The organism is Roseovarius conchicola (genome assembly GCF_041403425.1).
GTDB classification, from domain to species: Bacteria; Pseudomonadota; Alphaproteobacteria; order Rhodobacterales; family Rhodobacteraceae; genus Roseovarius; species Roseovarius conchicola.
Genome location: NZ_JBGEHK010000002.1, coordinates 308,701 through 334,289 on the forward strand (window position 1 = coordinate 308,701; position 25,589 = coordinate 334,289).

The 25,589-nt window shown below is 58.9% G+C and carries 21 protein-coding genes and 1 tRNA gene; 13 read left to right on the top strand and 9 right to left on the bottom strand.

Annotated features, from left to right (window positions below; genetic code table 11):
* Positions 1–32: 32 nt before the first annotated feature.
* The 6 genes from V6N02_RS07385 to V6N02_RS07410 all read right to left on the bottom strand — a co-directional run bounded on the left by V6N02_RS07385 (position 33) and on the right by V6N02_RS07410 (position 7,119).
* Positions 33–2,102, bottom strand: coding sequence for an oxidoreductase (locus tag V6N02_RS07385; protein ID WP_371224885.1), 2,070 nt, complete (start codon positions 2,100–2,102; stop codon positions 33–35).
* Positions 2,103–2,217: 115 nt separating this feature from the next.
* Positions 2,218–3,147 (bottom strand): LysR family transcriptional regulator, encoded by a 930-nt coding sequence (locus tag V6N02_RS07390; RefSeq protein WP_371224886.1) that lies wholly within the window; start codon positions 3,145–3,147, stop codon positions 2,218–2,220.
* A gap of 25 nt (positions 3,148–3,172) precedes the next feature.
* On the bottom strand, positions 3,173–4,666 hold the full coding sequence (locus tag V6N02_RS07395; protein ID WP_371224887.1) for an aldehyde dehydrogenase: 1,494 nt from the start codon (positions 4,664–4,666) through the stop codon (positions 3,173–3,175).
* Between the two features lie 122 nt (positions 4,667–4,788).
* Positions 4,789–5,205 carry a RidA family protein gene (locus V6N02_RS07400; RefSeq protein ID WP_371224888.1) on the bottom strand — a complete coding sequence of 139 codons (417 nt, stop codon included), beginning with the start codon at positions 5,203–5,205 and terminating at the stop codon, positions 4,789–4,791.
* 18 nt (positions 5,206–5,223) lie between these two features.
* Positions 5,224–6,498, bottom strand: a complete 1,275-nt coding sequence (locus V6N02_RS07405; protein ID WP_371224889.1) for a flavin-containing monooxygenase — start codon at positions 6,496–6,498, stop codon at positions 5,224–5,226.
* A gap of 535 nt (positions 6,499–7,033) precedes the next feature.
* Positions 7,034–7,119, bottom strand: a tRNA-Leu gene (locus V6N02_RS07410).
* 146 nt (positions 7,120–7,265) lie between these two features.
* Here V6N02_RS07410 and V6N02_RS07415 point away from each other — a divergent pair.
* Positions 7,266–8,249, top strand: coding sequence for a complex I NDUFA9 subunit family protein (locus V6N02_RS07415; protein ID WP_371224890.1), 984 nt, complete (start codon positions 7,266–7,268; stop codon positions 8,247–8,249).
* Positions 8,249–8,980, top strand: coding sequence for a hypothetical protein (locus V6N02_RS07420; protein WP_371224891.1), 732 nt, complete (start codon positions 8,249–8,251; stop codon positions 8,978–8,980). The genes V6N02_RS07415 and V6N02_RS07420 overlap by 1 nt, the downstream gene beginning before the upstream one ends.
* Here the strand turns inward: V6N02_RS07420 and V6N02_RS07425 are convergent.
* Entirely contained in the window at positions 8,977–9,780 is an 804-nt protein-coding gene (locus V6N02_RS07425; protein WP_371224892.1) for an undecaprenyl-diphosphate phosphatase, read from the bottom strand. The two genes, V6N02_RS07420 and V6N02_RS07425, sit on opposite strands and share 4 nt — an antisense overlap.
* A 220-nt stretch (positions 9,781–10,000) precedes the next feature.
* On the opposite strand from V6N02_RS07425, the gene V6N02_RS07430 reads away from it, so the two are divergent.
* The 11 genes from V6N02_RS07430 (at position 10,001) to V6N02_RS07480 (ending at position 24,086) form a co-directional block, all read left to right on the top strand.
* Positions 10,001–11,431: an NAD(P)-dependent oxidoreductase gene (locus tag V6N02_RS07430; protein ID WP_371224893.1), complete on the top strand. Its 1,431-nt coding sequence runs from the start codon at positions 10,001–10,003 to the stop codon at positions 11,429–11,431.
* Between the two features lie 32 nt (positions 11,432–11,463).
* Positions 11,464–12,132, top strand: coding sequence for a hypothetical protein (locus V6N02_RS07435; protein WP_371224894.1), 669 nt, complete (start codon positions 11,464–11,466; stop codon positions 12,130–12,132).
* A 9-nt stretch (positions 12,133–12,141) separates the two neighbouring features.
* Complete coding sequence (locus tag V6N02_RS07440; protein ID WP_371224895.1) at positions 12,142–12,576, top strand: GFA family protein; 435 nt, start codon at positions 12,142–12,144, stop codon at positions 12,574–12,576.
* Positions 12,573–13,220: a hypothetical protein gene (locus V6N02_RS07445; protein WP_371224896.1), complete on the top strand. Its 648-nt coding sequence runs from the start codon at positions 12,573–12,575 to the stop codon at positions 13,218–13,220. Before V6N02_RS07440 ends, V6N02_RS07445 begins: the two co-directional genes overlap by 4 nt.
* Entirely contained in the window at positions 13,217–17,749 is a 4,533-nt protein-coding gene (gltB, locus tag V6N02_RS07450) for a glutamate synthase large subunit (protein ID WP_371224897.1), read from the top strand. Before V6N02_RS07445 ends, gltB begins: the two co-directional genes overlap by 4 nt.
* 153 nt (positions 17,750–17,902) lie before the next feature.
* On the top strand, positions 17,903–18,817 hold the full coding sequence (locus tag V6N02_RS07455) for a Hint domain-containing protein (RefSeq protein ID WP_371224898.1): 915 nt from the start codon (positions 17,903–17,905) through the stop codon (positions 18,815–18,817).
* Between the two features lie 88 nt (positions 18,818–18,905).
* Positions 18,906–19,382: a thioredoxin domain-containing protein gene (locus tag V6N02_RS07460; RefSeq protein WP_371224899.1), complete on the top strand. Its 477-nt coding sequence runs from the start codon at positions 18,906–18,908 to the stop codon at positions 19,380–19,382.
* 143 nt (positions 19,383–19,525) lie between these two features.
* Positions 19,526–20,194 (top strand): monofunctional biosynthetic peptidoglycan transglycosylase, encoded by a 669-nt coding sequence (gene mtgA / locus V6N02_RS07465; protein WP_371225273.1) that lies wholly within the window; start codon positions 19,526–19,528, stop codon positions 20,192–20,194.
* A gap of 61 nt (positions 20,195–20,255) precedes the next feature.
* Entirely contained in the window at positions 20,256–20,921 is a 666-nt protein-coding gene (fzlA, locus tag V6N02_RS07470; RefSeq protein WP_371224900.1) for an FtsZ-binding protein FzlA, read from the top strand.
* Between the two features lie 65 nt (positions 20,922–20,986).
* Positions 20,987–22,042 (top strand): tRNA epoxyqueuosine(34) reductase QueG, encoded by a 1,056-nt coding sequence (queG, locus tag V6N02_RS07475; RefSeq protein WP_371224901.1) that lies wholly within the window; start codon positions 20,987–20,989, stop codon positions 22,040–22,042.
* A gap of 43 nt (positions 22,043–22,085) precedes the next feature.
* Positions 22,086–24,086 (top strand): hydantoinase/oxoprolinase N-terminal domain-containing protein, encoded by a 2,001-nt coding sequence (locus tag V6N02_RS07480; protein ID WP_371224902.1) that lies wholly within the window; start codon positions 22,086–22,088, stop codon positions 24,084–24,086.
* Between the two features lie 23 nt (positions 24,087–24,109).
* Here the strand turns inward: V6N02_RS07480 and V6N02_RS07485 are convergent, their stop codons facing one another.
* Complete coding sequence (locus V6N02_RS07485; RefSeq protein ID WP_371224903.1) at positions 24,110–24,577, bottom strand: hypothetical protein; 468 nt, start codon at positions 24,575–24,577, stop codon at positions 24,110–24,112.
* 67 nt (positions 24,578–24,644) lie between these two features.
* Positions 24,645–25,541 carry a LysR substrate-binding domain-containing protein gene (locus tag V6N02_RS07490; RefSeq protein WP_371224904.1) on the bottom strand — a complete coding sequence of 299 codons (897 nt, stop codon included), beginning with the start codon at positions 25,539–25,541 and terminating at the stop codon, positions 24,645–24,647.
* Positions 25,542–25,589: the final 48 nt, after the last annotated feature.

The following is a 25,589-nucleotide window of genomic DNA, read 5'->3' on the forward strand; positions in this document are numbered from 1 at the left end:
CAGTGCAGGCCTTGCGCTGGCTTTGGCATACCCTAATCCATCGCCAGCTCCGTGATCTCCCGTCGGAAGGGCAGGGCATCACCGATATCGGGCATGTCCAGTTCGCGCGCATAGCGGTGACCGGCATAGGTGGCCCAGGCGATTGGCCCGGGCGCGTTTGCGTCGCCGATGATCTGGACCGATTTGATGCCCGCATCCGCCCAGTCGGACTCGCGCGCCTTCAGACCGGTGTATAGGCCATTGTTTTCCTGACGTGCGGCCACAATGACGACGGCATCCGCCTCGTAGGTCTGGGTGCGGTCCGTGTAGACGCAGTTGCTGACAACGTGGCCGGCGTGGATTTCGGTAATGCCCCGGTTCAGCACGATCTCGACCCCTGCCTCTACCAGACGCGGGTGGATGGCGATCTGTTCTAGCGTGTTGTTGGTCCAGTCGCTGACAAAGGCCGAGGGTGTGATCAGCGTCACATCCGCCCCGTTATTGGCCAGCAGCTCGGCCAGAACGCCACCCATGTAATAGTGATCGTCATCAAACAGGATGACCTTGCCGGTAGGGATTGTCCCATCCATCAGATCATCCGGTGTGTAGATTTTCGCGCCTTCAGCAATTGGCATCGGTACCACATGCTGACGCGCAACGCCGTCGCGGCGCCATTTCGCGCCGGTGGCGATACAGACATTTTCAAAGCCAAATTCCAGAATGCTTTCGGCGTCCAGCGCGCTGTCGAAGTAGGTTTCGACATTGGGCTTCTGGCTGATCTGGTATTCGCGGTATTCCAGCACGCGGCCCCAGGCGTTCAGCCCCGGCAGCATACGTTCGCGCGCCACGCGGCCACCCAAAGCGGTGCCCGCCTCGGCCAGCGCCACGTCATAGCCCCGCTCGGACAGGGCGCGGGTGGCTTCCAGACCCGCGGGCCCCGAGCCGACCACCAGCACCGTGTCGCTGTCGCCCTTTACGTTCATCTTTTCGGGATGCCAGCCCTTGCGCCATTCCTCCATGAAAGTGGGGTTCTGGGTGCAGCGGCTGATCGACATGGTCATGTCACCGGTGATGCAGATATTACAGCCTATGCATTCGCGGATATCCTCGATCCGCCCCTCTTCGATCTTTTTCGGCAGGAAGGGATCGGCAATGGAGGGCCGCGCGCAGCCGATGAAATCCAGAAGTCCCGATTTGATCTGCTTGACCATCGTGTCCGCCGAGGTAAAGCGGCCCACACCCACGATGGGTTTATCCGTCAGCTCGTGAATGCCGCGCACCAGCTCTTGCTGGGCGGCTTCTTCCTTGAACCGCGAGGGGCCTGAGCAATCTTCCCAGGTGCCTTGCGCCAGATCCCACAGGTCAGGCAGGTCCTTGTTCATCTCGATATAGTCACGCAGTTCGGCATTGGAAAACCCAAGCTCGCCAATGGTTTCGTCCAGTGACACCCGCAACGTGATTGCCATCGTATCCCCAATGGCATCCCGCATGTCTGCAATCACCTCCTGGCTGAACCGCGCCCGGTTTTCCAGGCTGCCACCATATTCGTCGCTGCGCTGGTTGGTGGCGCGGCTGAGGAAATGCTGAAAGATGCCAAAGCCATGGGCGCCGTAGAGACAGATCAGATCAAACCCTGCCTCTTTCGACCTTTTGGCCGCATTCACGAACCAACGGCGCAGGTCTTTGATGTCCTGCTTGTCCAGCGCTCGCGCCTGAACCGGATCGTTGGTGAAGGTGCGGATCGGTAGGGCCGAGGGTGCCAGCGGCACTTCCTTGGTGTAAAGGTTTGGGCCGTTGATCCCGGAATAGGCCAGTTGGATACCCGCCAGCGCGCCATGGGTTTTCATCTGCTCAGACATTTTCCGTAGCTGCGGGATGTCCTTGTCTTCCCACAGGCGCAGTTCGATGAAAGGCGTGATTTCCGACGTGTGGTGCATCTCGCACTGCTCGGTGAAAATCACACCCCATCCCCCTTCGGCCTTGATGCCCCGCATGGCGGCGGCGGCGGATGGATCGCGATAGCCACCCCCATTGCAATGCGGCACCTGATAAAAGCGGTTCTTGGCTGTGAGTGGGCCGATCTTGACCGGCTCAAAAAGAATGTCGTAGCGGGGATCGCGCAATTTTTCCTCCAGGGAGAGCTGTTTTGATCAAGATACCCGCGATGCGGAGGGGGAACAGTTGAGTCTCCAAAACCGCGAGTTAGGATGAGGCTAATCGTCGTCAGAGCCCCCAGGGTTACAAACGCTGCCCATTTCCAAAAAAGGCACCGACATCGTGTTGATGGCGACAATGGCTGACAAAGGCGCGCACCACATTGGCGCTGTCCGCATCGGTGGCGGTCAAAAGCCCCATGCGCATGGGGCGAACGTCACCGCGTAATTTAAGGAACTTCAAAGGCTTGCCATCTGGTGACATATCGTTCAGGGGGCGGATATTGGCGATGGAGTAACCATAGCCGTTGGCCACCAAACTGCGCATCACCGCCATGTCGCGGGTGCGTTCGGCGATGATCGGCTTGGTTTCAGCGGCGGCAAAGAAGGACAGAAAGTATTCCGAACTAAAGGGCAAATCCATCAGCACCATCGGCAGGTCGGCTAGTTCATCGACGCTGACCTCGTCCCGATCCGCCAGAGGATGGGCCTCGCCCACGATGACAAAGGGCGGCAACTCCAGCAGAGACTCAAAGACCAGATCAGCCGGCAGGTCGAGGTCATAGGTCAGGGCCACGTCAATCTCGGCCCGTCTGAGCGCGCTGAAAATCTCGGCCTGGTTCAGCTCGGACTGGCGCACGCGCACATCGCTGAACTCAGCTTCAAAACTGCGCCGAAGCGAGGGCAGGATGACCTGCGCAAAGGTGACAAGACAGCCGACAGACAAAGGGCCACGCACCGTGCCCGAGATGTCGCCTGCCAGATCGACGATATATTCGGCCTCGCGCAGAACCAGCTTGGCCTGTTCCAGCATCCGCCGCCCGGCCAGGGTGAGCGACAGCCCTTGCGCGTGTTGGCGCACGAAGAGCGACAGGCCGAGTTCCTTTTCCAGCTGGTTGATGGCTGCCGAAATGGACGGAGAGGACACGTTCACCTTTTCAGACGCCAGCGCAATGCTGCCCGCCTCACCGACGGCAACAAAATACTCAAGCTGTCTGAGGGTATATCTTAGCACCGCGCATCTCCGTTCATGGCCCTGTTTAAGCCTTGTACTTAACCCAGGTGGTTTTCAACGCAGTATATTTCTCTAACGAGTGCAGGGACAGGTCACGCCCAAACCCTGATTGTTTCATCCCGCCAAACGGGGTCTGGGCCGACAAGGCATCCACCGTGTTCACCGACACCGTTCCGACATTCAGCGCGTCTGACACGCGAAACGCGCGGCTGAGGTCATCGGTCCAGACCGACGCGGCCAACCCATAGATGGAATCATTGGCCATGCGCACAGCCTCCTCCTCGCTGTCAAACGGGATCACCGACAGGACCGGGCCAAAAATCTCGTCCCGTGCCAGCGGATCATCCTGGGTGACATCGTCAAAGATGGTTGGCTGCACGAAGCTGCCTTTGCCATCCACGGTCACCTGCTCGCCGCCCGCCACAAGCGATAGGCGTTTCTTGCCGTCCTCGACAAAACGCATGATGCCCTCGGTCTGCTTGGCATCCACAATCGCCCCCATTTTCGAGGCCGGGTCCAGCGGGTCACCCGGCTGTGTCGCCTCGGCACGGGCAATCATCTTGGCCACGAATGCGTCCTTGATCGAGCGTTCGACATAGAGGCGTGAATTGGCGCTGCAGACCTCGCCCTGATTGAAGAAGATGCCAAAGGCGGCCATGTCGGCAGCGGCCTCCAGATCGTTGCAATCTGCGAAGATGAGGTTCGGGCTTTTGCCGCCGGTTTCAGGCCAGACCTGTTTGAGGTTGGATTGCCCCGAATACTCCATGAATTTCTTGCCGATCGCGGTCGAGCCGGTGAAGGCAAGGCAATCGACATCCATATGCCTCCCCAACGCCTGCCCGGCGGTCGCGCCGAAACCGGGCACAACGTTGAAGACACCGTCCGGCACACCGGCCTCGGCGGCCAGCTCGGCCAGGCGCAGTGCGGAGAGTGGCGATTGTTCGGCCGGTTTCAGCACGACCGAGTTGCCCGCCGCCAGCGCCGCCGCGCCCTTCCAGGTCGCCATGTCCAGTGGGAAGTTCCAGGGCGTCACCGCCCCAACCACCCCAAGGGGCACCCGCGCGACCAGCGCCAGATCACCGGGGCCGGTGGGGGCGACCTCGTCGTAAATCTTGTCGATCGCCTCGGCGTACCATTGGAAGAAATGGGCAGAGCCGGGTGCATCCACAGTCACCGCATCCGTGACCAGCTTGCCCATGTCCAGACTGTCCAGCAGGGCCATTTCCTCAAGATTGGCGCGGATCAGGTCGGCCAGTTTCAGCAGGATGGCCTTGCGATCACCGGGGGGCATGCGCGACCAGCGGCCATCCTCGAACGCCGCGCGCCCGGCGGCCACGGCGCGATTGACATCCTCGACGTCACATTCGGCCACGGCGGTCAGAACCTCGCCGGTTGCCGGATTGATGCTGTCAAAGGTCTTGCCGGACGCGGCGTCGACAAACTTGCCGTCGATAAAGGCCTGTCCGCGAAACGACAGGACTGCCGCGCGGGTTTTCCAATCCTGATGGCTGAAGGTCATCGTTCGTCTCTCCTGTCATTATACGTTGTTTGGCGCGCCATTAGGCGGCGTGTCGCCGTGGCGCGCGTAAAAAGTCATTGATAAGAGCCCCGGTTTGCGCCGCCGGGTGTGCCCTGCGCTTGTCAGTCCGGGATCACCGCCGTGCCGTCGATTTCCACCAGCCATTCAGGACGGGCCAGCGCCTGCACCACAAGGCCGGTCGAGACCGGGTAAACCCCTTTGATATATTCGCCCATCGTCCGGTAGACCGCCTCGCGGTGGCGCACGTCGGTGATGTAGACGACGACCTTGACCAGATGCTCCATCTGCCCGCCGGCCTCTTCGATCAGCTGGCGGATGTTCTGCATCACCTTGTGGGTCTGCTCGACCGGGTCGTGGCTGTCGATATTGACCGCATCGTCGAGGTTCTGCGGGCATTGGCCGCGCAGCCAGACGGTCTTGCCGCCCCGGGTGACGACAGCCTGGCAAAGATCGTTGTCGAGGTTTTGTTCCGGGTAGGTGTCAGACGTATTGAATTTACGAATTCGGGTGTGGGCCATCGTTGGGTCTTTCTTTTGCTATTCTGCAGCGTCAACCGAGCGTTCGTCGGGTCCGCGATACTGCGCATAGGCGCGCTGAATGGCGATCTGGTCGGCAATGTACTTGGCATCGTGCCAAACGCCCCAGATAAAGGTCGACCCGCGCCGGGATTGCCAGGGCAGACCCAGAAAATAGATGCCGGGCTCGCGCGACACACCGCGCTGATGAACAGGCGCGCCTTTATCGTCAAACGCATCCACCTTCATCCAGCTGAAATCCTGACGGAACCCCGTCGCCCAGATGATCGAGGTCACGCCTTCCTCGGCGAGGTCGATTTGCCGGATCGGATTGGTTAGGCAATCCGGGTCAGCCATGAACTCGCGCGCCTCGGGTTCTTCGGGCAGGTTTATCCCCATGCGGTCCACATAGGCATCCGCCGCGTCCAGCATGGACAGGTAACTGGCGTCCCCATTGGCAACATTTGTCTGCAGGTCATCCGCAAAACTCAGCACACCGTCCTTGTAAGCCTCGGTCAGGCCAACCAGCGTCACACCATCATGTCCCAGACGACGAAAATCCATGGTGCGCCCGCCATAGGCCCCGCTGACCGCAATGGTCACATGCTCGGTGCCGGGTTCTTGCGCGGCCACATCCCAGAGGCCCAGAACGCCCAGCCACCAGACGAAATCGCGGTTGCGATAGGCGCGCGGCGGGCGGTCATGCGGGCCGACAGACAGGAATACACGGCGGCCCGCACGGCGTAGCTCTTCTGCGATCTGAGCTCCGGACGATCCGGCCCCGACCACCATCACGGCTCCGTCGGGCAATTGATCGGGGTTGCGATAGTTGAACGAATGGATCTGCGTCAGGTCGGCCTCGGCAGGCACAACCGGCGGGATCGACGGGATCTGGAAGGCCCCGGTCGCGGCCACCACCCGGTTGGCGTGGATTGTTCCGGCGCTGGTTTGAACGGTGAAATCGCCCGTTTCATTGCGCATGGCGCTGAGAGCTTCGACGCCGGTTCGGATCGGGGCGTTGAAAGCCTCGGCATAGGCGCACAGGTAGTCCGCCACCTGCTCCTTTGGCGCAAAATCCTCGGCGTCGCACTTCTGAAATTCAAGGTTCGGGAACCGGTCATGCCAGGCCGGGCCATTTGCCACCAGGGAATCCCAGCGCCCGCTGCGCCAGGCTTCGGCCACCCGGTTCTTTTCCAAAACGATATGCGGGATATCTTGTTTCGTAAGATGCTCGCTCAGGGCGATACCAGCCTGGCCACCACCTACAATCAGCGTATCCGTCCGCTCAATCGACATTTGCAATTCCTTCTGTATGGCAACCCATCGCATCCGCGCGTTCATCGGCAAGCTTAGTTTGCGAGCGTGATTGCCCAAAATATGATCTCGCTAAGCATTGCTTGGACGGGGCCTAAGCGAAGAGCCGGTATTTTTGATTTTGGTCACACGTGCAAAACGACGCCCGATCGTATTTCCCATCCTCATAAAGGTTCAGGTTCCGCGTAGCGAAAGCGCGAGACGAATTCTCTGGGCAATTGCCGCATTCTCCAGTCTGTAAGCACAAGCAGCACAATCGCCGGGTTTCAAGATGGGTGCATTCCACACCTTTAGGGCGGTAAAACATGCCCAGATAGGTGACCCTTTAAACGCCGGGTTACGCGCTGATGGCCAAGGTCAGCTATGGCGAAACCATGCTGTCGACCTTGCGCAAACAGCAAAGGTCCGCTTCCCGCCCGTCGAGGCGATCTGTGGAAGTCAAAGCATCAAATGAAAGGTGGATAGAGATATGTATCCACCTTAAGCAAATATAAAATTATGATCTATGGTGGGACTTTGGTGCCCAGGAGAGGACTCGAACCTCCACGTCCATACGGACACTAGCACCTGAAGCTAGCGCGTCTACCATTCCGCCACCTGGGCAGGTGTCGTGCAGCAGGCATGTAGACCCGGACCGGGCCGCTGTCAACGCTGATTCTGAACGATCGGTTGATACGCTTATCACCTTGTTCATCACGGCGTGGGACGATAGGAATATGGGGAAACTCGGACAGCGCCGGAGACCAGCCATGTCGAAACTCGTCACCATCTATGGCGGATCAGGATTTGTGGGCCGTTATATAGCGCGCCGCCTAGCAAAACGGGGCTGGCGGATTCGCGTGGCCGTGCGCCGCCCGAATGAGGCGATGCATGTCAAACCCTACGGTGTCGTCGGTCAGGTCGAGCCGGTGCTGTGTAACATCCGCAACGATGACAGCGTTCGCCTTATGATGCAGGGCGCCGATGTGGTGATCAATTGCGTCGGCACATTTGAGCGCCGCGGCAAGAACAGTTTCGATGCCGTGCAGCACGAGGGGGCCGCGCGGATTGCCCGCATCGCCGCCGAGGAAGGCGTGGCGCGGATGGTGCATATCTCGGCTATCGGTGCGGATGTAAATGCGGACAGCCTTTACGCCCAGTCCAAGGGCAAGGGCGAGGCAGCGGTGCTGGAACATATGCCAAATGCCGTGATCCTGCGCCCCTCGGTGATTTTTGGCCCGGAAGACGGGTTTTTCAACCGCTTTGCCGGCATGACCCGGATGGGCCCGATCCTGCCGGTTGTCGGGGCCGACACCAGGTTTCAGACGGTCTATGTGGATGACGTGGCGCAGGCCGCCGAATTGGCAGCCGAAGGCGAAGCCGCACCCGGCATTTACGAGCTGGGCGGGCCGGATGTGAACACCTTCCGCGAATTGATGCAGCAGATGCTGGGCGTGGTGCGCCGCCGCCGGATGATCATCAACATTCCATTCGGGATTGCAAAGGTGTTGGGGGCCGTGATGGAGGTGGTGCAAACCGTCTCACTTGGGTTGATCCCGGCCCAGATCACGCGCGATCAGGTCACCAGTCTGCGTTCTGACAACGTGGTCTCAGAGGGCGCCAAAACCTTTGCCGATCTGGGCATCCATCCCACCGCGGTCGAGGCGATCCTGCCGGATTACCTGTGGCGGTTCCGCCCTGCCGGACAATATGAAGCAATCAAGGAATCAGCTGCCAATCTGCGGCATGAGTAATGCTGGCACGCGGCTTTGCCCTTCTGTTGGGGCTGGTGTTTTGGTGCACCGCCGCGCTGGCTGATTCTTTGCCTGAAGCGCAACGTGATCTGTTCATCTCTTTTGCCCGAGATGTATCGGGTGATGACCCGGTGATCATGGCCAAGATCAAAACCCTCGTAGAAACTTCTCCAACCACTTTGGAAGAGATCGGGTTTTATGGTCTGGAAGGTGCACCTGCGCCCGAGCGAACTTTGCGCGGCATTATCAGCGCGCTAACCAATGCCGGGCACCTGATCGCCATCGAGGATAAATACGCCAACGAGCTGGGATGGGTGTTGGTCGACCAGGATCTGGCGCAAGCTGATGGCGATGAAGCCATGCTGGATCCGGGCAGTTTTTTTGACGGTGTGGATTGGGAAAATGGCGCCGAACCCGATTGGCCCGGGTTTGCGGTGTTCTTTGTCGAGCATATCAAGGCCATCGAAACGGCTGTCGCGCGCAAAGGATATCGCCTGTTGTCTGTGCGTCTGCCCTTGGGCGACACGCTTTACTTCTGGGCCGTTCCGGATGCGCTGGCCGAGACGTGGACCAATCGTGCGCTTTATTCCGGGGTGAACACGCAACCTTATTTGAACACTCCGCTTGTGACCATTTCAGTGACAAAGCCGGATTGGAAAAGCTATTGGGGCGTCCTGACCTATGCGTTGCAAATCCCCGAAGACCATGCGGCGCTACCTGAGGGGCTTTAGGTATACGCAATCGCCAACAGGATCAGCCCCAGAACCACGCGATAAATCACGTAAGGCGTAAAGCTGACACTGCGCAGCAATCGCATCATCAACGTCAGCGCCAGAAGGGCTGAAACAAAGGCAAAACCAGCGGCAATCGCCCCGTCGCGCATCACGCCAACATCAGCCTTCAGATAGGATTGCCCGGTCAGCAACACGCCGCTTTCGATGATCACCGGAATAGACATCAGCATCGACAGGCGCGCCGCATCCGAGCGGCCATAGCCCATGAAGCGCGCGCCCGTGATGGTGATGCCGGAACGTGATGTGCCCGGGATCAACGCAATCGCTTGCCACACCCCCATCACCATTGCATCGCGCAGCGACCAGTCCTTGGCCTCGCGATCCTCATCGCCCGCCTGATCCGCCCAATAAAGCACGATACCGAAGATCAGCATGGTCCATCCGATCACCGCGATTGAGCGCATCGCCTCATCCAGGCCGGTCAGTTTCAGGATCAGACCAAAGGCGACCACCGGAATAGATGAAATAATCAGCAAAAACGCCAGTTTCGGCCCTTCGCTGTCAATCCGCCCGATCAGCGCACGGGGCAGCCCGCCAAGCGCAAGTTTCACGTCCGACCAGAAATAAAGGATCACCGCAAACAATGTGCCCACATGCACGGCGACGTCGATTGCCTGTCCCTGATCGTCCAAACCGGTCAGATGAGGCAGCAAGATCAGGTGGCCAGATGAGGAAACGGGCAAAAACTCGGTCAGGCCCTGAATGGCAGCAATGAGAATCAGATGAAAAAGCGGCATGCGGCCAACCCTGCTCGGATCTTTTCTGCAGCTATAAACCATTGCAGAACAGAAGGAAGGTTGGATTTAAGACCATATCGGACCTAATTTGTTCGGAAGATGTCGAATAAATGCGTGCATCCGGAGAAAATAATCACTAATAGGTCAGTAATACTTACTTTTAACGGCGGCGGGCTTGGATTACACAACGCCGGTAGCCTAATGACCCCGGAGTTCTGACGTGGCCAAGCAACCGATGTTGAAATTCGTAACCGTTGACCGCGATATGCCTGAAAAGCGCGAGGCTGAAACACGGCGCGAGGATTTTCACGAGATCTATGCCGAGTACGCGGATGCCAAGGCCAGGGAACAGGCCAGCCGGTGCAGCCAATGCGGCGTGCCCTATTGCCAGACTCATTGCCCGTTGCACAACAATATCCCGGACTGGTTGCGCCTGACTGCCGAAGGGCGGTTGAAAGAGGCTTATGAGGTCAGCCAGCTGACCAACACATTTCCCGAAATCTGTGGCCGCATCTGCCCGCAGGATCGCCTGTGCGAAGGCAATTGCGTCATTGAGCAATCCGGGCACGGGACCGTTACGATTGGTGCGGTTGAGAAATACATCACCGACACCGCATGGGAAGAAGGTTGGGTACAGCCCATCGCCCCCGCGACCGAGCGCCCGGAATCCGTTGGCATCATCGGAGCGGGCCCCGGCGGTTTGGCCGCGGCTGACGTGCTGCGCCGTGCCGGTGTGCAGGTGGCGGTTTATGACCGCTATGATCGGGCCGGTGGCTTGCTGACCTATGGCATTCCCGGCTTCAAGCTGGAAAAAGACGTGGTGATGCGCCGCAATGATCAGTTGCAACAGGGCGGGGTGACGTTCAAGCTGAACTGTACTGTCGGCGAGGATATCTCGTTCGCTGATCTGCGCCAGAACCATGATGCCGTCATCATCGCCACCGGCGTTTACAAAAGCCGCGATCTGCAAGGGCCGGGCGCCGGTGCCAAGGGCATCGTGCGTGCGATTGACTATCTGACCGCCAGCAACCGCCTCAGCTTTGGTGATACTGTGCCTGAATTCGACAGCGGCGAATTGAACGCCGATGGCAAACGGGTCGTGGTGATTGGGGGAGGCGACACCGCGATGGATTGCGTGCGCACCGCCGTTCGGCAGGGCGCGACATCCGTGAAATGCCTCTATCGGCGTGACCGCGCGAACATGCCGGGCAGCCTGCGCGAAGTGAACAATGCCGAGGAAGAAGGAGTCGTCTTTCAGTGGCTCAGCGCCCCCAAAGGCTTCGCCGGCGATCCGGTGACCGCTGTAAAAGTTCAGCAAATGCGCCTGGGTGCGCCCGATGCAACAGGTCGCCAAAGCCCCGAGGAAATCGAAGGGGCCGTGACAGATGAACCCGCTGATCTGGTGATCAAGGCGCTGGGCTTCGAGGCCGAGGATTTGCCGACGCTATGGGACCAACCCGAGTTGGAAGTGACCCGCTGGGGCACGATCAAGGCCGAGTTTACAACCGGGCGGACCGACATGGATGGCGTCTATGCCATCGGCGATATCGTGCGCGGTGCGTCTCTGGTGGTCTGGGCCATTCGCGACGGCCGCGACTGTGCCGAAGCGGTTCTCGACAGTTTCGGCGCAGCTGCGATGGCTGCCGAGTAACGCCCTGACGCGGACCGACAAGGGAGACGATGATGCGACGTATCAAAGCCTTATTGCTACCCATGCTGGTTGCGGCCAACCCGGGTTTGGCGGCGAACGAAATCCCTGTGCCCGAGGGGTGCACTCCCGTTGTAACCGTCATGAAAAACAGTTGCTTCGCGACAACCTTGTTTGACTGCGGCGCGTCCAAAGAAGCGCATTCCTATACCGACGGAAAACTGCAGATCATTCACGACTACAATGCCGATTGGGAGCTAAAGGAATTCCGTCTTATCTCGATGAACGACGCGCGTATGACCGCCGTGCCCGGCACGGGCGCGAACATGAAGATCAAAGAACTTTTGGAAATTGGCAGCGTCGAGGAAAACGGCGATTTCCTGTTCAACACCGGCGTTATTGAAGATCGCAAATACAACCTCGACGGACGGGTCGAGCTTTCGGACAATATTGTCACGCTCAGTGATGTCCCATTTCGCAAAGGGCGCATTTACCGGACGTTCGAGTTGGAACCGGGCGCGGGCGGGCTTGATTTTGAAATGGACCTCTATGTGTCCTCCGACCCTGATCTGGTCATCGAAGCGAGTTGGCAACGTAGCATCAAGGGCAACAACGTCGAGGCTTTCGACCTGACCCCGCAGAGCCTGATCTGGCCTGGCGAGGCCGGTTTTCTTACCGACCGCTCAGAGTTCGGCTGTGAGTGAGGTGATCTGATGTCGAACAATCAAGAAATCCGGGGCCAGTGCCTGTGTGGCGCCGTGACCGTGCGGGCCAAGCTGGACAAGCCGATCATGCGCGCCTGTCATTGTGACATGTGCCGCCGTCACACCAGTTCGATGTTCATGTCGGTGGCCAATGATCCGGCCAGCGTGGTGGTCGACGGCCCCGCTAAAAGCTTCCAATCCTCCGACTGGGCCGAACGCGGGTTTTGCGAGATCTGCGGATCGACACTCTGGTACGGAACGCTGCACGATGGTGCCAAGCATCTGGCCGCCGGGCTGTTCCCGGATGCCGCCAAGGCGACAATGAAGATCGAATTCTACGCCGACATGTGCCCCGACGGTTACGCGCTGGCAGGCGATCACCGTAAACTGACAACAGAAGAAACCATCGCGCTGTTTGCGAACGATGAGGAGACGGGGAAATGACGCTGTCCATCAGTTCGTTGAGCTTGAAAAACACAGTAAGGCTGAGCTGTTGGGCGTGGACCATACCTCTTTTGGCAACAACCATGGTTGCGCTGTCAACTTCGGCCAGTTCGGTTTCTGCCCAAGAGGGCAATCAAGTTTCCCTGCATGCCACCTATCTTGGCGCACCGACGGACTGGTGTGCGGCTGATTCTGGTGTGCCGATGATCCTGAAAATGGATGGGCCGGACATAGTCAAAGGCCCCCCAAATCCCACCAGAACGATCCGGGAAAATCGGGGCGGCAAAACGCGCAGAGTTATCCAAGGGGAACATATAGGTTCATTTTGGAATGACTTGGAAATCAACCCGGCTGTGATTGGCCGCTTTTCCGCTGAGTTCGAGATATGCCACAGTCTGTGGCAATACGCGCGCGCAAATGGCATCTGGAAACTCACTGGTGTCGATGGTTCGCCAACGACGTTTGGCAAAATTGAGGACGTGAATATCTATAACTTTCACATCCCTTTTTTCAGATTAGTACCCGGATCGCATACAGCCGAATACGCCAAATTTGATGGTCGGTTTCTTTATACAGCAGACCGGCCGGTCGTAACCACAACACAGACTTTCGCGGCCAAACCCGATGAGGAGACATCGCAATGACCAAATTCGACGCAAGCTGGGCCGCTACAGAAGCCGCCAAGCGTAAATGGCTGGCCGAAAACGGGCTGTATTCCGAAGAGGAAGAGCATTCTTCTTGCGGTGTTGGCCTTGTCGTATCTCTGGATGGCAAACCCAGCCGCAAAGTGGTCGAGGCGGGCATTGATGCCCTGCGTGCAATCTGGCACCGCGGCGCTGTGGATGCGGATGGCAAGACAGGCGATGGGGCAGGTATTCATATCCAGATCCCCGTGCCTTTCTTCTATGATCAGGTGCGCCGCACCGGGCACGAGCCGCGCGAAGATCAGCTGATGGCCGTGGGTCAGGTGTTTCTGCCCCGCACCGATTTCGGCGCACAGGAAACGTGCCGCACAATCGTGGAAACCGAAGTGCTGCGCATGGGCCATACGATCTATGGCTGGCGGCATGTTCCGGTGGACATCTCCTGCCTTGGTGAAAAGGCCAACGCGACCCGCCCTGAGATCGAGCAGATCCTGATCTCCAACGCCAAGGGTATCGAGGAAGAGGATTTTGAACGCGAGCTCTACGTGATCCGCCGCCGCATCGAAAAAGCTGCCACCGACGCCGGGATTAACGAGCTCTACCTCGCCAGCCTCAGCTGTCGCAGCATCATCTATAAAGGTATGATGCTGGCCGAGCAGGTCAGCGAGTTTTACCCGGACCTGCAGGATGAGCGGTTCAAAAGCGCCTTCGCGATCTATCACCAGCGGTATTCCACCAACACTTTCCCACAATGGTGGCTGGCGCAACCTTTCCGCATGTTGGCCCATAATGGCGAGATCAACACCCTGAAGGGCAACGTCAACTGGATGAAAAGCCATGAAATCCGCATGGCAAGCGCGTCCTTCGGGGATCAGGCCGAGGATATCAAGCCGATCATCGCCGGGGGCATGTCGGATTCCGCTGCCTTGGATTCCGTGTTCGAGGTGCTGGTGCGTGCGGGCCGCTCTGCCCCGATGGCCAAGACGATGCTGGTACCGGAAAGTTGGTCCAAACAGGCCGAGGAACTGCCACAGGCGTGGCGCGACATGTATTCCTATTGCAACTCGGTGATGGAACCGTGGGATGGCCCCGCCGCCCTCGCCATGACCGATGGCCGTTGGGTCTGTGCGGGTCTTGACCGCAACGGCCTGCGCCCGATGCGCTATGTTGTCACCGGCGATGGGCTGGTGATTGCGGGGTCCGAGGCCGGAATGGTGCCGATTGACGAGGCCAGCGTGAAGGAAAAAGGCGCGCTTGGGCCTGGGCAATTGCTGGCCGTGGATATGAAACGGGGCAAGTTGTATCACGATGTCGAGATCAAGGATAAGCTGGCCCGCGCCCTGCCCTTTGGCGATTGGGTTGGCAAGATCAACGATCTGGAAGAGCAACTCTCGGGCATCACCGAGCAACCGATCTTTGAAGGGGCCGAGTTGCGTCGCCGTCAGATCGCCGCGGGTTATACCATCGAAGAGTTGGAAAATATCCTTGCGCCCATGGCCGAGGACGGCAAAGAGGCGATTGCCAGCATGGGCGATGACACGCCCAGTGCGGTTCTGTCAAAAACCTATCGCCCGCTTAGCCATTTCTTCCGCCAGAATTTCTCTCAGGTCACCAACCCGCCGATTGACTCACTTCGTGAATATCGGGTGATGAGCCTGAAGACGCGGTTCGGGAACCTCAAGAACGTGCTGGATGAAAGCGGCGCCCAGACCGAGATCATGGTGCTGGAAAGCCCCTTTGTCGGCAATGCACAATGGGACGCGCTGATCGAACAGTTCAATGCGGACGTGGTCGAGATTGATTGCAGCTTCGCGCCCGGTACGGGCAGCCTGCAGGCCGGTCTGGACCGAATCCAGGCCGAGGCCGAGGATGCCGTGCGCTCGGGGGCCGGGCATCTGGTGCTGACCGATCAACATCTGGGCGAGGCGCGCGTGGGGATGCCAATGATCCTGGCGACCTCGGCTGTGCACAGCCATTTGACCCGCAAGGGTCTGCGCACCTTCTGTTCGCTGAACGTGCGGTCTGCTGAATGTATTGATCCCCATTACTTCGCCGTTCTGGTTGGGGCGGGCGCGACCGTGGTCAACGCCTATCTGGCCGAAGACAGCATCGCGGATCGCGTCAATCGCGGCCTGATCGACGGCACCCTGACCGAGGCGGTCGCGCGCTATCGCAACGCGATTGATCAGGGCCTGCTCAAGATCATGTCGAAGATGGGCATCTCGGTCATCTCCTCTTATCGCGGAGGTCTGAACTTCGAGGCGATTGGCCTTTCCCGCGCCATGTGTGCCGAGTACTTCCCCGGTCTGACCAGCCGGATCAGCGGCATCGGCATCAGCGGCATCCAGAGCAAGCTGGAAGACGTGCATGCCCGTGGCTTCAAGGCCGGGCAGGACATCATGCCCATTGGCGGGTTCTACAAGGCACGTAAATCCGGCGAGACCCATGCCTGGGGCGCGCAGACCATGCATATGATGCAGATGGCCTGCAACAACGCCAGTTATGAGCTGTGGAAACGTTATTCGGCGGCGATGCAGAAAAGCCCACCGATCCACCTGCGCGATCTTCTGGCGATCAAACCCATGGGCGAGGCTATTCCGCTTGAAGAGGTGGAAAGCGTCACAGCGATCCGCAAACGGTTTGTCACGCCGGGCATGTCGCTGGGCGCGCTCAGCCCTGAGGCGCATAAAACCCTGAACGTGGCGATGAACCGGATTGGTGCGCGCAGTGACAGTGGCGAAGGTGGCGAAGACCCCGCGCATTTCGTGCCGGAACCCAATGGGGACAACCCGTCGGCCAAGATCAAACAGGTGGCGTCGGGCCGCTTTGGTGTGACTGCCGAATACCTGAACCATTGTGAAGAGCTGGAAATCAAGGTGGCGCAGGGGGCTAAGCCAGGCGAGGGCGGGCAACTGCCGGGCATGAAGGTCACCGACCTGATCGCACGGTTGCGCCATTCGACCAAGGGCGTGACCCTGATCAGCCCGCCGCCGCATCACGATATCTATTCGATCGAGGACCTTGCCCAGCTGATCTATGACCTCAAACAGATCAATCCCGAGGTGAAGGTGACCGTGAAACTGGTGGCCCAATCCGGTGTCGGGACGATTGCCGCCGGGGTGGCCAAGGCCAAGGCCGATGTGATCCTGATTTCGGGTCATAACGGTGGCACCGGGGCCAGCCCAGCGACCTCGATCAAATATGCTGGCCTGCCGTGGGAAATGGGCCTGACCGAGGCGCATCAGGTCCTGTCGATGAACAAGCTGCGTGACCGGATCACCCTGCGCACCGATGGTGGCCTTCGCACGGGCCGTGACATCGTCATGGCCGCGATGCTGGGGGCCGAGGAATACGGTATCGGCACCGCTGCCCTGATTGCGATGGGCTGTATCATGGTGCGCCAGTGCCAAAGCAACACCTGCCCGGTCGGTGTCTGCACTCAGGATGAAAGCCTGCGTGACAAGTTTACCGGCAATGCCGACAAGGTCGTCAACCTGATCACCTTCTATGCCCAGGAAGTGCGCGAAGTGCTGGCCAGCATCGGTGCGCGGTCTTTGGACGAAGTGATTGGCCGCGCCGACCTGCTGGATCAGGTGTCGCGTGGCAACGCCCATCTGGACGATCTTGATCTCAATCCGCTTCTGATCACTGTCGATCGTGCCGCAGACGTGGTTTATGATCGAAATCGCCCGCGCAATGCCGTACCTGACACGCTGGACGCCGAGATCGTTCGCGATGCACAGCGGTTCCTGGAAGATGGCGAGAAGATGCAACTGCATTACACGGTCCAAAACACGCATCGGACGGTGGGCACCCGCGTGTCCAGCCACATCGTGCGCAATTTTGGGATGCGCAATACGCTTCAACCCAACCACCTGACCGTGAAGCTGACCGGCAGTGCGGGTCAAAGCCTTGGGGCGTTTGCGGCGCCGGGCCTCAAGATCGAAGTGGCGGGCGATGCCAATGACTATGTTGGCAAGGGCTTGTCGGGGGGCACGGTTGTCGTACGCCCACCGATGATGAGTCCATTGGATGCCAGCGAGAACACGATCATCGGCAATACCGTGCTTTATGGCGCAACAGATGGATATCTGTTCGCCGCCGGGCGCGCCGGCGAGCGGTTCGCCGTGCGGAATTCAGGTGCATCGGTGGTGGTAGAGGGCTGTGGCTCCAACGGCTGCGAATACATGACTGGCGGATTGGCTGTCATCCTCGGGCCTGTTGGTGCCAACTTTGCCGCGGGGATGACCGGTGGCATGGCCTATCTCTATGACCCGGATGGGGCAGCGGCCAAGCTGATCAACACCGAAACGGTAGTGACCTGCGCGGTGACCGAACCCCACTGGCTGGGTCAGTTGGAAGAGATGGTCGAACGTCACGCGGCAGAAACCGGTAGCCGCAAGGCGCAGGATATCCTGCAATACTGGGACAGCGAGAAGGCCAATTTCGTGCAGGTTTGCCCGATCGAAATGCTGGACAAGCTTGAGCACCCCATTGGGATCGAAGACACCGCCATCCCGGCCGAATAGACTCGTCCAGGGACCAAAAAAGACGTAACGGCGCGTGAACAATCGCGCCGTTTCTTTTAGCTTTGTTTCAATAAAGAACCATTTTCGCCGCATCTGAGCCACGATCAGTGGCCATGTCTCTGGGCATATTCAGTGAAATGAGTGCCCGAACAGATGCCCACATCTTATACAGACCAGTTTTTCGTCATCGACCCTGGCACCCCGCCAGCGGGCGGCACCGCCTTGACGGTTCAAAAGTTCGATTTCATTGATCAGAACGATGATGGCCAGATCACGACCACGGATGGCGATACGTTCAACGGCCTGACGATCACCAGTGTCTGGGTCAACGACACGATAACGGTGAACATTCCTGGTACGGGCAATGTGACCATCACCGGGGTGACGTTTTACGTGGCAGGTGGCCCAGCGGTGTTTACCCCAACTGATGGCACGGTTCTGGAAGATGCCACTTTCGTCAGCTCGACCTTTGTGAACACCAGCACACAGATTCCCGTTGGCAGTTTTGGGCCGCCCTGCTTTACGCGTGGCACGATGATTGCCACACCTGACGGCCTTTGCGCGGTCGAAGATCTGAAACCCGGCGATAAGGTGCTGACCCGCGATAACGGCCCGCGACCGGTTTTGCACATTAGCCAGGGTTTGTTTTCCGCAACGGGCCGCAACGCGCCGGTGCGGATTTGCAAAGGCGCGCTGGGCAATACGGTGGACCTTTGGGTGTCGCAGCAACACCGCATGCTGATTGATGACTGGCGCGCTCAAGTTTACTTTGGCGAAGACGAAGTGTTGGTTGCGGCCAAGCATCTGGTCAACGGCGACACGATCTATGTCGATGACGGCGATCAGGTCGAGTATTTTCACCTGCTGTTTGACGGACATCAGATTATCTGGGGCGCGGGCATCCCATCAGAAAGCTATTTCCCGGCGCAGTTTGCCGAACGCGCCGATGAACAGACACTGCGTGAAATCCAGAGACTGTTCCCCGACCTGTGCCTTTTTGTCGGTGTTCTTGAACAGTCCGCACGTCCGGTTGTGCCCGGCAAGGCTGCGGTTCTGCTGGCAGCCTGACGGCTTTGTGACAGCGCGTGAAAAACTGTGCCTCGCTTTTGCGGGGCGCGGATTTCATTCTGGACCTGATCAAGAAGGACAGGTCCCCATGGCGCGCAAGACGACCAAGCGAGTGAAGAAGGCGGCAAAGCAAACCGCCAGGCCCCCGGTTTCGCGCCGTGATGCGATGACCAGAATTGCATGGGTTGGCGTTGGCGGGGCCGCAGTTCTGGGCGTTGGCGGGGCCTTTGCGATCGATTTTCGCAACAAAATGGCCGAGGGCGATTTGACTCGGATCGGCCAAGGCGTTCCCACCATCGTACAGATCCATGACCCCACGTGTAGCCTGTGTCGGGAATTGCAGCGTGAAACCCGTGCCGCACTGAAACAGTTTGATGATGAGGCTGTCACGTATCTGGTGGCCAATATCCAGAATATTGACGGGGCCGACTTTCAGGCCCAGATGGGGTTGCCGAATGTGTCGCTGGTTCTGTTTGACGGCGACGGGACGCGGGTATCTTACGTTCAAGGTGTGACACCGCGGGATGAGTTGGAACAGACCTTTCGCCGCCAGCTAAAGCTTTGACGCCTGCACGATATCTGCGGGAATGATGGGTTTTTCTTGGGGCGTCCGGGCGCTATAGCTGTGCGGTAATGGCACGCAAACGCAAGACAGAACCGCCTGCGAGCAAGGCGAAGAAAAAACCCAAGCCCAAGAAGCGATTGGGCATGTTCGGCTGGTTGAGGCGCTGGGCGTTTCGCCTGGCAATGATCTGTGTGGCCGTCCTGCTGATCGTGGTGATTGCGCACAGCGCGGTCAATCCGCGCGGCACATTCTACATGGGTCAGGAAGAGCGCCGTCTGGGTGGCATTGATCATCAATGGGTTCCGATTGATGAGGTGGCCCCGGTTGTGGCCCGTTCGATTGTCGCGGCCGAGGATGCCAATTTCTGCCAGCACTGGGGGTTTGATATGGTCGCCATCCGCGCCGCCCTGGATGAGGGATCGGGGCGGGGGGCCTCCACCATCAGTCAGCAGGTGGTGAAGAATGTCTATCTCTGGCACGGACGCTCCTGGGCGCGAAAGGCATTGGAGGCCGCGATCACGCCCGTGATGGAACTGTTCTGGTCCAAGCGGCGGATCATCGAGGTCTATCTGAATGTCGCCGAGTTTGATGAAGGCGTCTTTGGTGTTGAGGCTGCGGCACATCATTACTTTGGCGTGGCCCCTGCCGATCTGACCGCAACACAGGCGGCGCGGCTGGCCATGGTTTTACCCAACCCCAAGGGACGCAGCGCGTCGCGACCTACCACAAATCAACGCAAGCGTTCGGCGCAGATACTGGATGGGGCAGCCACGATCCGCCGTGACGGGCGTGCTGCCTGTTTCGAGGATTGAAAATCGCGGCCAATCGGGGCATTGAGGAATAGCCGCATATTGCATCAAGATCAGAGTCCAGATGGCCAAGCTTTATCACGTTCCCCTTTCCCCATTTTGTCGCAAAGTGCGTCTGAGCCTCGCCGAAAAGAAGATCGAGTGTGAACTGGCGGAAGAGCGATACTGGGAAGAGCAACCTGATTTTCTGCGTCGCAATCCGGCGGGCAAGGTGCCGGTGCTGAAGATTGATGGTCGGACCATGGCCGAAAGTGGGCCGATCTGTGAATACCTGGAAGAGAAATACCCCGAGCCTGCTTTGATGCCGTCCTCGCCCGAGGCGCGCTACGAAGTGCGGCGCCTGGTCAATTGGTTTGATGACAAGTTTCATCACGAAGTCACCTCGAAGCTGCTTTATGAGCGTGTTAACAAGAAGGTGATGGGCAAAGGATTCCCCGACAGTGGCAATGTGAAATCGGGCGCGCGGGCGATCAAGTATCACCTCGATTACATGGCGTGGCTTCTGGATCATCGCCGCTGGCTGGCCGGGGACAAGATGACATTGGCCGATTTCGCCGCCGCTGCCCATCTGAGCGCGCTGGACTATATTTCTGACGTGGATTGGAACCGTAGCGACACGGTCAAGGATTGGTATGCCAAGATCAAATCGCGCCCGGCCTTCCGCGGAATCCTGAGCGATCAGGTGTCGGGCTTTCCGCCGCCCGCACATTACGCCGATCTGGATTTTTGATTTCGACCGGGTCCAAGAAAATTCGTGCGAATTTTCTTTCTCGAGTATTTTGGGCAAGATGAAGCATGTCACAGTTGAAAGACAGGCTGATTGCGCGCGCCCTTGAGGAAGGGTTCTCGATGGCGCGCGTCTGTCGGCCCTGGGATGTGCCACAGGTCCCTGCACGGTTGGCCGAGTTTCTCGAGAAGGGTCGCCATGGTCAGATGGGCTGGCTTGCTGAACGCACCCATTGGCGCGGCGATCCATCCGCTTTGTGGCCGGAAGCCAAATCAGTGATCGTGCTGGGTGAAAGCTATACACCCGACTGTGACCCCCTTGAGGTGCTGAACCAACCAGATCGTGGAGGCATTTCGGTCTATGCGCGCAACCGTGATTACCACGATGTGCTCAAAAAGCGGCTCAAACGCGTGGCCCGTTGGTTGATTGATCAGGGGGGTGGAGAGCTGAAGGTGTTCGTAGATACGGCCCCTGTGTCCGAAAAGCCCTTGGGTCAGGCGTCGGGGCTGGGCTGGCAGGGCAAGCACACCAATCTGGTCAGCCGGGATCTGGGCAGTTGGTTCTTTATCGGGTCGATCTTCACAACGTTGGAATTCGACACTGATTCACCTGAAATCGATCATTGTGGGTCCTGCCGTGCCTGTCTGGATATCTGCCCGACTGATGCCTTTCCCGCGCCCTATCAGTTAGACGCGCGCCGCTGTATCTCTTACCTTACGATTGAACATCACGGACCTGTCGACGAAGAACTGCGCGCGCTGATGGGCAATCGTATTTATGGATGTGATGATTGTCTTGCAGTGTGCCCTTGGAACAAGTTTGCCGCCGAGGCGCGGGAAGTAAAATACCACGCCCGCGATGATCTGAATGCGCCCAGGTTGGCCGAACTGGCGGTACTGGATGATCCCGCGTTCCGCGCGATGTTTTCCGGCAGTCCGATCAAGCGCATCGGACGCAACCGGTTCGTGCGCAATGTGCTTTACGCAATCGGGAATTCCGAATTGGCCGATCTGTGGCCCGTGGCGCAGGGTTTATGCGATGATCCGGATGAAACGGTTGCCGATGCAGCGCGCTGGGCGGTCCAGCGACTGCGCGATGCCGCAAACGGGCTGGACCAGCCCTGAAAACCCGCTACACCCCGGTGAAGTCTGAACAAAGGAAATGCGTATGGCCTTGCTTTTGGGTGTGGATACGGGCGGAACCTATACGGATGCGGTGCTGATCCGGGATGAGCGCGATGTGATCGCAAGCGCCAAGGCACTGACCACCCGGCATGATCTGGCGATCGGGATTGGCGGCGCTGTCGAAGCGGTTTTGCAAACCAGCGGCGCGGATGTGAATGACATCGGTATGGCCTCTCTGTCTACCACCCTAGCCACCAATGCGCTGGTCGAAGGGCAAGGCGGGCGTGTGGGTCTGGTTTACATCGGATTTCGCGAAAAGGACTTGGATGGGCATGGCTTGCGCGAGGCGTTGGGGGGTGATCCTGCGCTGGTGATTGAGGGCGGACACAACCATGCGGGTGGTGAGGCGAAACCACTGGATAAAGACGCCCTTTCAGCATGGTTAGAGACTGATTTAGGTATTTCTGCATACGCCGTAGCCAGTCAGTTTGCGACGCGCAATCCGGCCCATGAGCTGGCCGCGATGGAGATGATCCGTGAGGCGACCGGGCGGCCCGTGTCCTGTTCGCATCATCTTTCGGCCAAGCTTAACGGGCCGAAACGGGCGCTGACAGCGCTTCTCAATGCCCGCCTGATTGGGATGATTGCGCGGTTGATCGATAAGGCTGAGGGCAAGTTGGGCGATCTCGGCGTCCATGCCCCCCTCATGGTCGTGCGTGGGGATGGTGCGTTGATCAGCGCGGATCAGGCGCGCGAACGCCCGATTGAGACGATCCTCAGCGGCCCCGCGGCCAGCATTGTCGGCGCGCGCTGGATGACTGGGGCCGATCATGCCTTGGTGTCGGATATTGGCGGGACAACCACCGATGTTGCGGTGTTGCGGGGTGGCAAACCAGCGATCGATCCGGGCGGCGCGCGCGTTGGTCCCTGGCGTACGATGGTCGAGGCCGTGGCGATGCGCACCACCGGCCTGGGCGGCGACAGCGAAGTGCATGTGATCGACGAGGGTTTGATTGGTGGTGTCACCCTCGGCCCGCGCCGGGTGGTGCCGGTCAGCCTGATCGCGCGGGATGCTCCTGAGTTGGTGCATAAGGTACTCGACGAGCAACTGCGCAGCGACACACCTGGCGAATATGATGCAAGGTTTGTGCGTGCCGTTCCGGGCATTGATGCAGGCGGCCTGCAGGACAAAGACGCCGCGCTGTTGGAACGGATCGGGGCCGAGGTACACCCTGTTTCCAGAGTGTTGAAGACCCGGATGGAAGTTGCGGCGTCGAAACGCTTGGTGATGCGCGGGTTGATACAGGTCTCGGGCGCAACGCCATCGGATGCCAGCCACATTCTGGGGCGGTTGGACGCCTGGGATGGCGGGGCGGCGGAAAAGGCGCTGACTCTGCTGGCACGCAAGCGGACCGGGGCGGGCAACCGGGTTGCGGAGGGGGCAAATGAGATGGCGCAGATGATCATAGATCAACTGACCCATCAAACCTCTTTGGCCTTATTAGAGATTGCTTTTGCCGAGGAAGAGACAGATTTGGGCCTGCCCCCCGCCGATTTGGCGCGTCATGTTCTGATGCAGCGTGGCCTTGATGGGCACACAGGGCTGGTCCGGTTGGAAACCGGTCTGAACGTCCCGGTGATCGGGTTGGGTGCGTCGGCGGCCACCTATTATCCGGCCGTGGGTGATCGGCTGGGATGCCGCATGGACTTGCCCACCCATGCCGGGGTCGCCAATGCCATCGGTGCTGTCGTGGGGCGTGTTACGATCCGGCGCAGCGGCACGGTGACGGCCCCCTCTGAAGGGCGCTACCGCGTGCATCTGGACAGTGGCCCCGAGGATTTCACCGACGCCGAAGAGGCGATGAGCGCCTTGCAGACCACGCTTGAGGCCGATGCCCGGCAACAGGCCGAACTGGCTGGGGCCGAAGACATCCATATGAGCGCGGCGCGCGATATCCGCAAAGCCGAAGCCGAAGCGCGTGAAGTATTCTTGGAGGCCGAGATCACCGTCGAGGCCAGCGGGCGGCCCCGGATTGCCGCGTAGTGCGGCATCAGTTGCTGCACAGGTCAGAACCATTTATCGCGACAAGATTTTTGCCTCCGGCAGGAAAAATACAACCGTTCCCAGCAGTACCCTGCTGTCGTTTTTGTAAAGGTTCGGTCAAGGTCTGACGTGAGCACTACCGTCGCTCGAAATGGTGGCGCTAGAGTATCAAACGGATGATTTAGCTTTGGGTCGAAGGCCGCATTGAATTCAAAGAGGACCTCGATCTGTTTCAACCAAGCTATTGGCATTTTGTTTGCACGCATTTGCCGATGGACAAACTTCAGGAGATTTTTCTTCAGCGGCAACGCAAATGGTGTTGTTGTGTCTGTATCTTCGTTGCAGAGGATGCGAACACTCGGAGTTCTATGAGACTTGGCAGTGACGCACAGAAAAGCGACTCCCCAGTACCCGTCGATATCGAAATTCCGACTGTGGATTTTTGAGGTTAGGTCGTTAACGATGCCGTTGAACTGTTTTCTGCGTGCCATTTTTATAAATCTTCTAAGAAAAGGGTCCGACGATTTCATCGTTTTCGTGTGTTGTCAACGTTCTCTCCTATAGGGACACCAGCCAGTCCCGTACCTTCTCGGCTTGCGGGCTTAGAGGTGCTGTGGCGGACCAGACAAGGTAGAACCCCGCGCCTGTGTCCCAGGCCCATTCCGGCCGGGATGTTAGCAATCCTTGGGCAATCAACCCCTCGGTTACGTGCTGCCATCCAAAGGCAAATCCTTCGCCGGCGATAGCGGCCTGCAAGACCAGGGCATAGTCGTTTAACCGCAGGCCGGTACGTGGCTCGGAATAGGGGACGTTCCAATGCCCGAAGAAATCGGCCCATGTCGGGCGTTCACGAACGGGCTCTTCAAGGTGAATTAGAGACTGGTTCAGCAGGTTAGCCACTGTCGCCAGATTGATTGCTGCGGCCATCACGCGCGGGGATGCAATGGGTGTGATCACCTCGGGTGCGATCAGGTGGCTTTCACAGCCATGCCACGTTCCATGCCCCCGGCGGATCGCCAGTGAAATCCCCTCGGCACCGATATCGGGTTCCCGCTCGGAGGTTTGCAGGCGCAGATCAATACCGGGGTGTGCGGCGTGAAATTCGGCCAGGCGCGGGACCATCCAGTAATGCGCAAAAGCCGTCGAGGCCGAGAGGGTCACATGATCCTGCGCGCTGCGTTGGCTGAGCATGGCGGCCGTTTGGTGGATGCGTCCGAAGGCAGCAGCCACATCTGTGTAAAGCCGCTCCCCCGCCTGGGTCAGCGTGACCGAGCGATGCGCCCGCTGAAAAAGCAGGGTGCCCAGCGAGGTTTCCAACTGTTTGATCGAGGCCGAGACAGCAGGCTGCTGCACGTTCAACTCCTGCGCCGCACGCGTGAACGAGCCGGTGCGGGCCGCCGCCTCAAACACCAGCAAGTGACGCGGGGATGAGACAAGTTTCCACAGTTCTTGCATAAGCTGAAATTATCCAAAGCCACAGAATTTACAAGGATCACGTCGTTG

What these genes read in the sequence shown, in the direction of transcription:
- V6N02_RS07425 (WP_371224892.1), bottom strand. Translation starts at nt 9,780, where the DNA reads ATGCCGCTTTTTCATCTGATTCTCATTGCTGCCATTCAGGGCCTGACC.
- mtgA (WP_371225273.1), top strand. Translation starts at nt 19,526, where the DNA reads ATGTTCGGCTGGTTGAGGCGCTGGGCGTTTCGCCTGGCAATGATCTGT.
- fzlA (WP_371224900.1), top strand. Translation starts at nt 20,256, where the DNA reads ATGGCCAAGCTTTATCACGTTCCCCTTTCCCCATTTTGTCGCAAAGTG.
- V6N02_RS07435 (WP_371224894.1), top strand. Translation starts at nt 11,464, where the DNA reads ATGCGACGTATCAAAGCCTTATTGCTACCCATGCTGGTTGCGGCCAAC.
- V6N02_RS07395 (WP_371224887.1), bottom strand. Translation starts at nt 4,666, where the DNA reads ATGACCTTCAGCCATCAGGATTGGAAAACCCGCGCGGCAGTCCTGTCG.
- V6N02_RS07485 (WP_371224903.1), bottom strand. Translation starts at nt 24,577, where the DNA reads ATGGCACGCAGAAAACAGTTCAACGGCATCGTTAACGACCTAACCTCA.
- V6N02_RS07420 (WP_371224891.1), top strand. Translation starts at nt 8,249, where the DNA reads ATGCTGGCACGCGGCTTTGCCCTTCTGTTGGGGCTGGTGTTTTGGTGC.
- V6N02_RS07415 (WP_371224890.1), top strand. Translation starts at nt 7,266, where the DNA reads ATGTCGAAACTCGTCACCATCTATGGCGGATCAGGATTTGTGGGCCGT.
- queG (WP_371224901.1), top strand. Translation starts at nt 20,987, where the DNA reads ATGTCACAGTTGAAAGACAGGCTGATTGCGCGCGCCCTTGAGGAAGGG.
- V6N02_RS07400 (WP_371224888.1), bottom strand. Translation starts at nt 5,205, where the DNA reads ATGGCCCACACCCGAATTCGTAAATTCAATACGTCTGACACCTACCCG.
- V6N02_RS07455 (WP_371224898.1), top strand. Translation starts at nt 17,903, where the DNA reads ATGCCCACATCTTATACAGACCAGTTTTTCGTCATCGACCCTGGCACC.
- V6N02_RS07445 (WP_371224896.1), top strand. Translation starts at nt 12,573, where the DNA reads ATGACGCTGTCCATCAGTTCGTTGAGCTTGAAAAACACAGTAAGGCTG.
- V6N02_RS07490 (WP_371224904.1), bottom strand. Translation starts at nt 25,541, where the DNA reads ATGCAAGAACTGTGGAAACTTGTCTCATCCCCGCGTCACTTGCTGGTG.
- V6N02_RS07480 (WP_371224902.1), top strand. Translation starts at nt 22,086, where the DNA reads ATGGCCTTGCTTTTGGGTGTGGATACGGGCGGAACCTATACGGATGCG.
- V6N02_RS07460 (WP_371224899.1), top strand. Translation starts at nt 18,906, where the DNA reads ATGGCGCGCAAGACGACCAAGCGAGTGAAGAAGGCGGCAAAGCAAACC.
- V6N02_RS07440 (WP_371224895.1), top strand. Translation starts at nt 12,142, where the DNA reads ATGTCGAACAATCAAGAAATCCGGGGCCAGTGCCTGTGTGGCGCCGTG.
- V6N02_RS07405 (WP_371224889.1), bottom strand. Translation starts at nt 6,498, where the DNA reads ATGTCGATTGAGCGGACGGATACGCTGATTGTAGGTGGTGGCCAGGCT.
- gltB (WP_371224897.1), top strand. Translation starts at nt 13,217, where the DNA reads ATGACCAAATTCGACGCAAGCTGGGCCGCTACAGAAGCCGCCAAGCGT.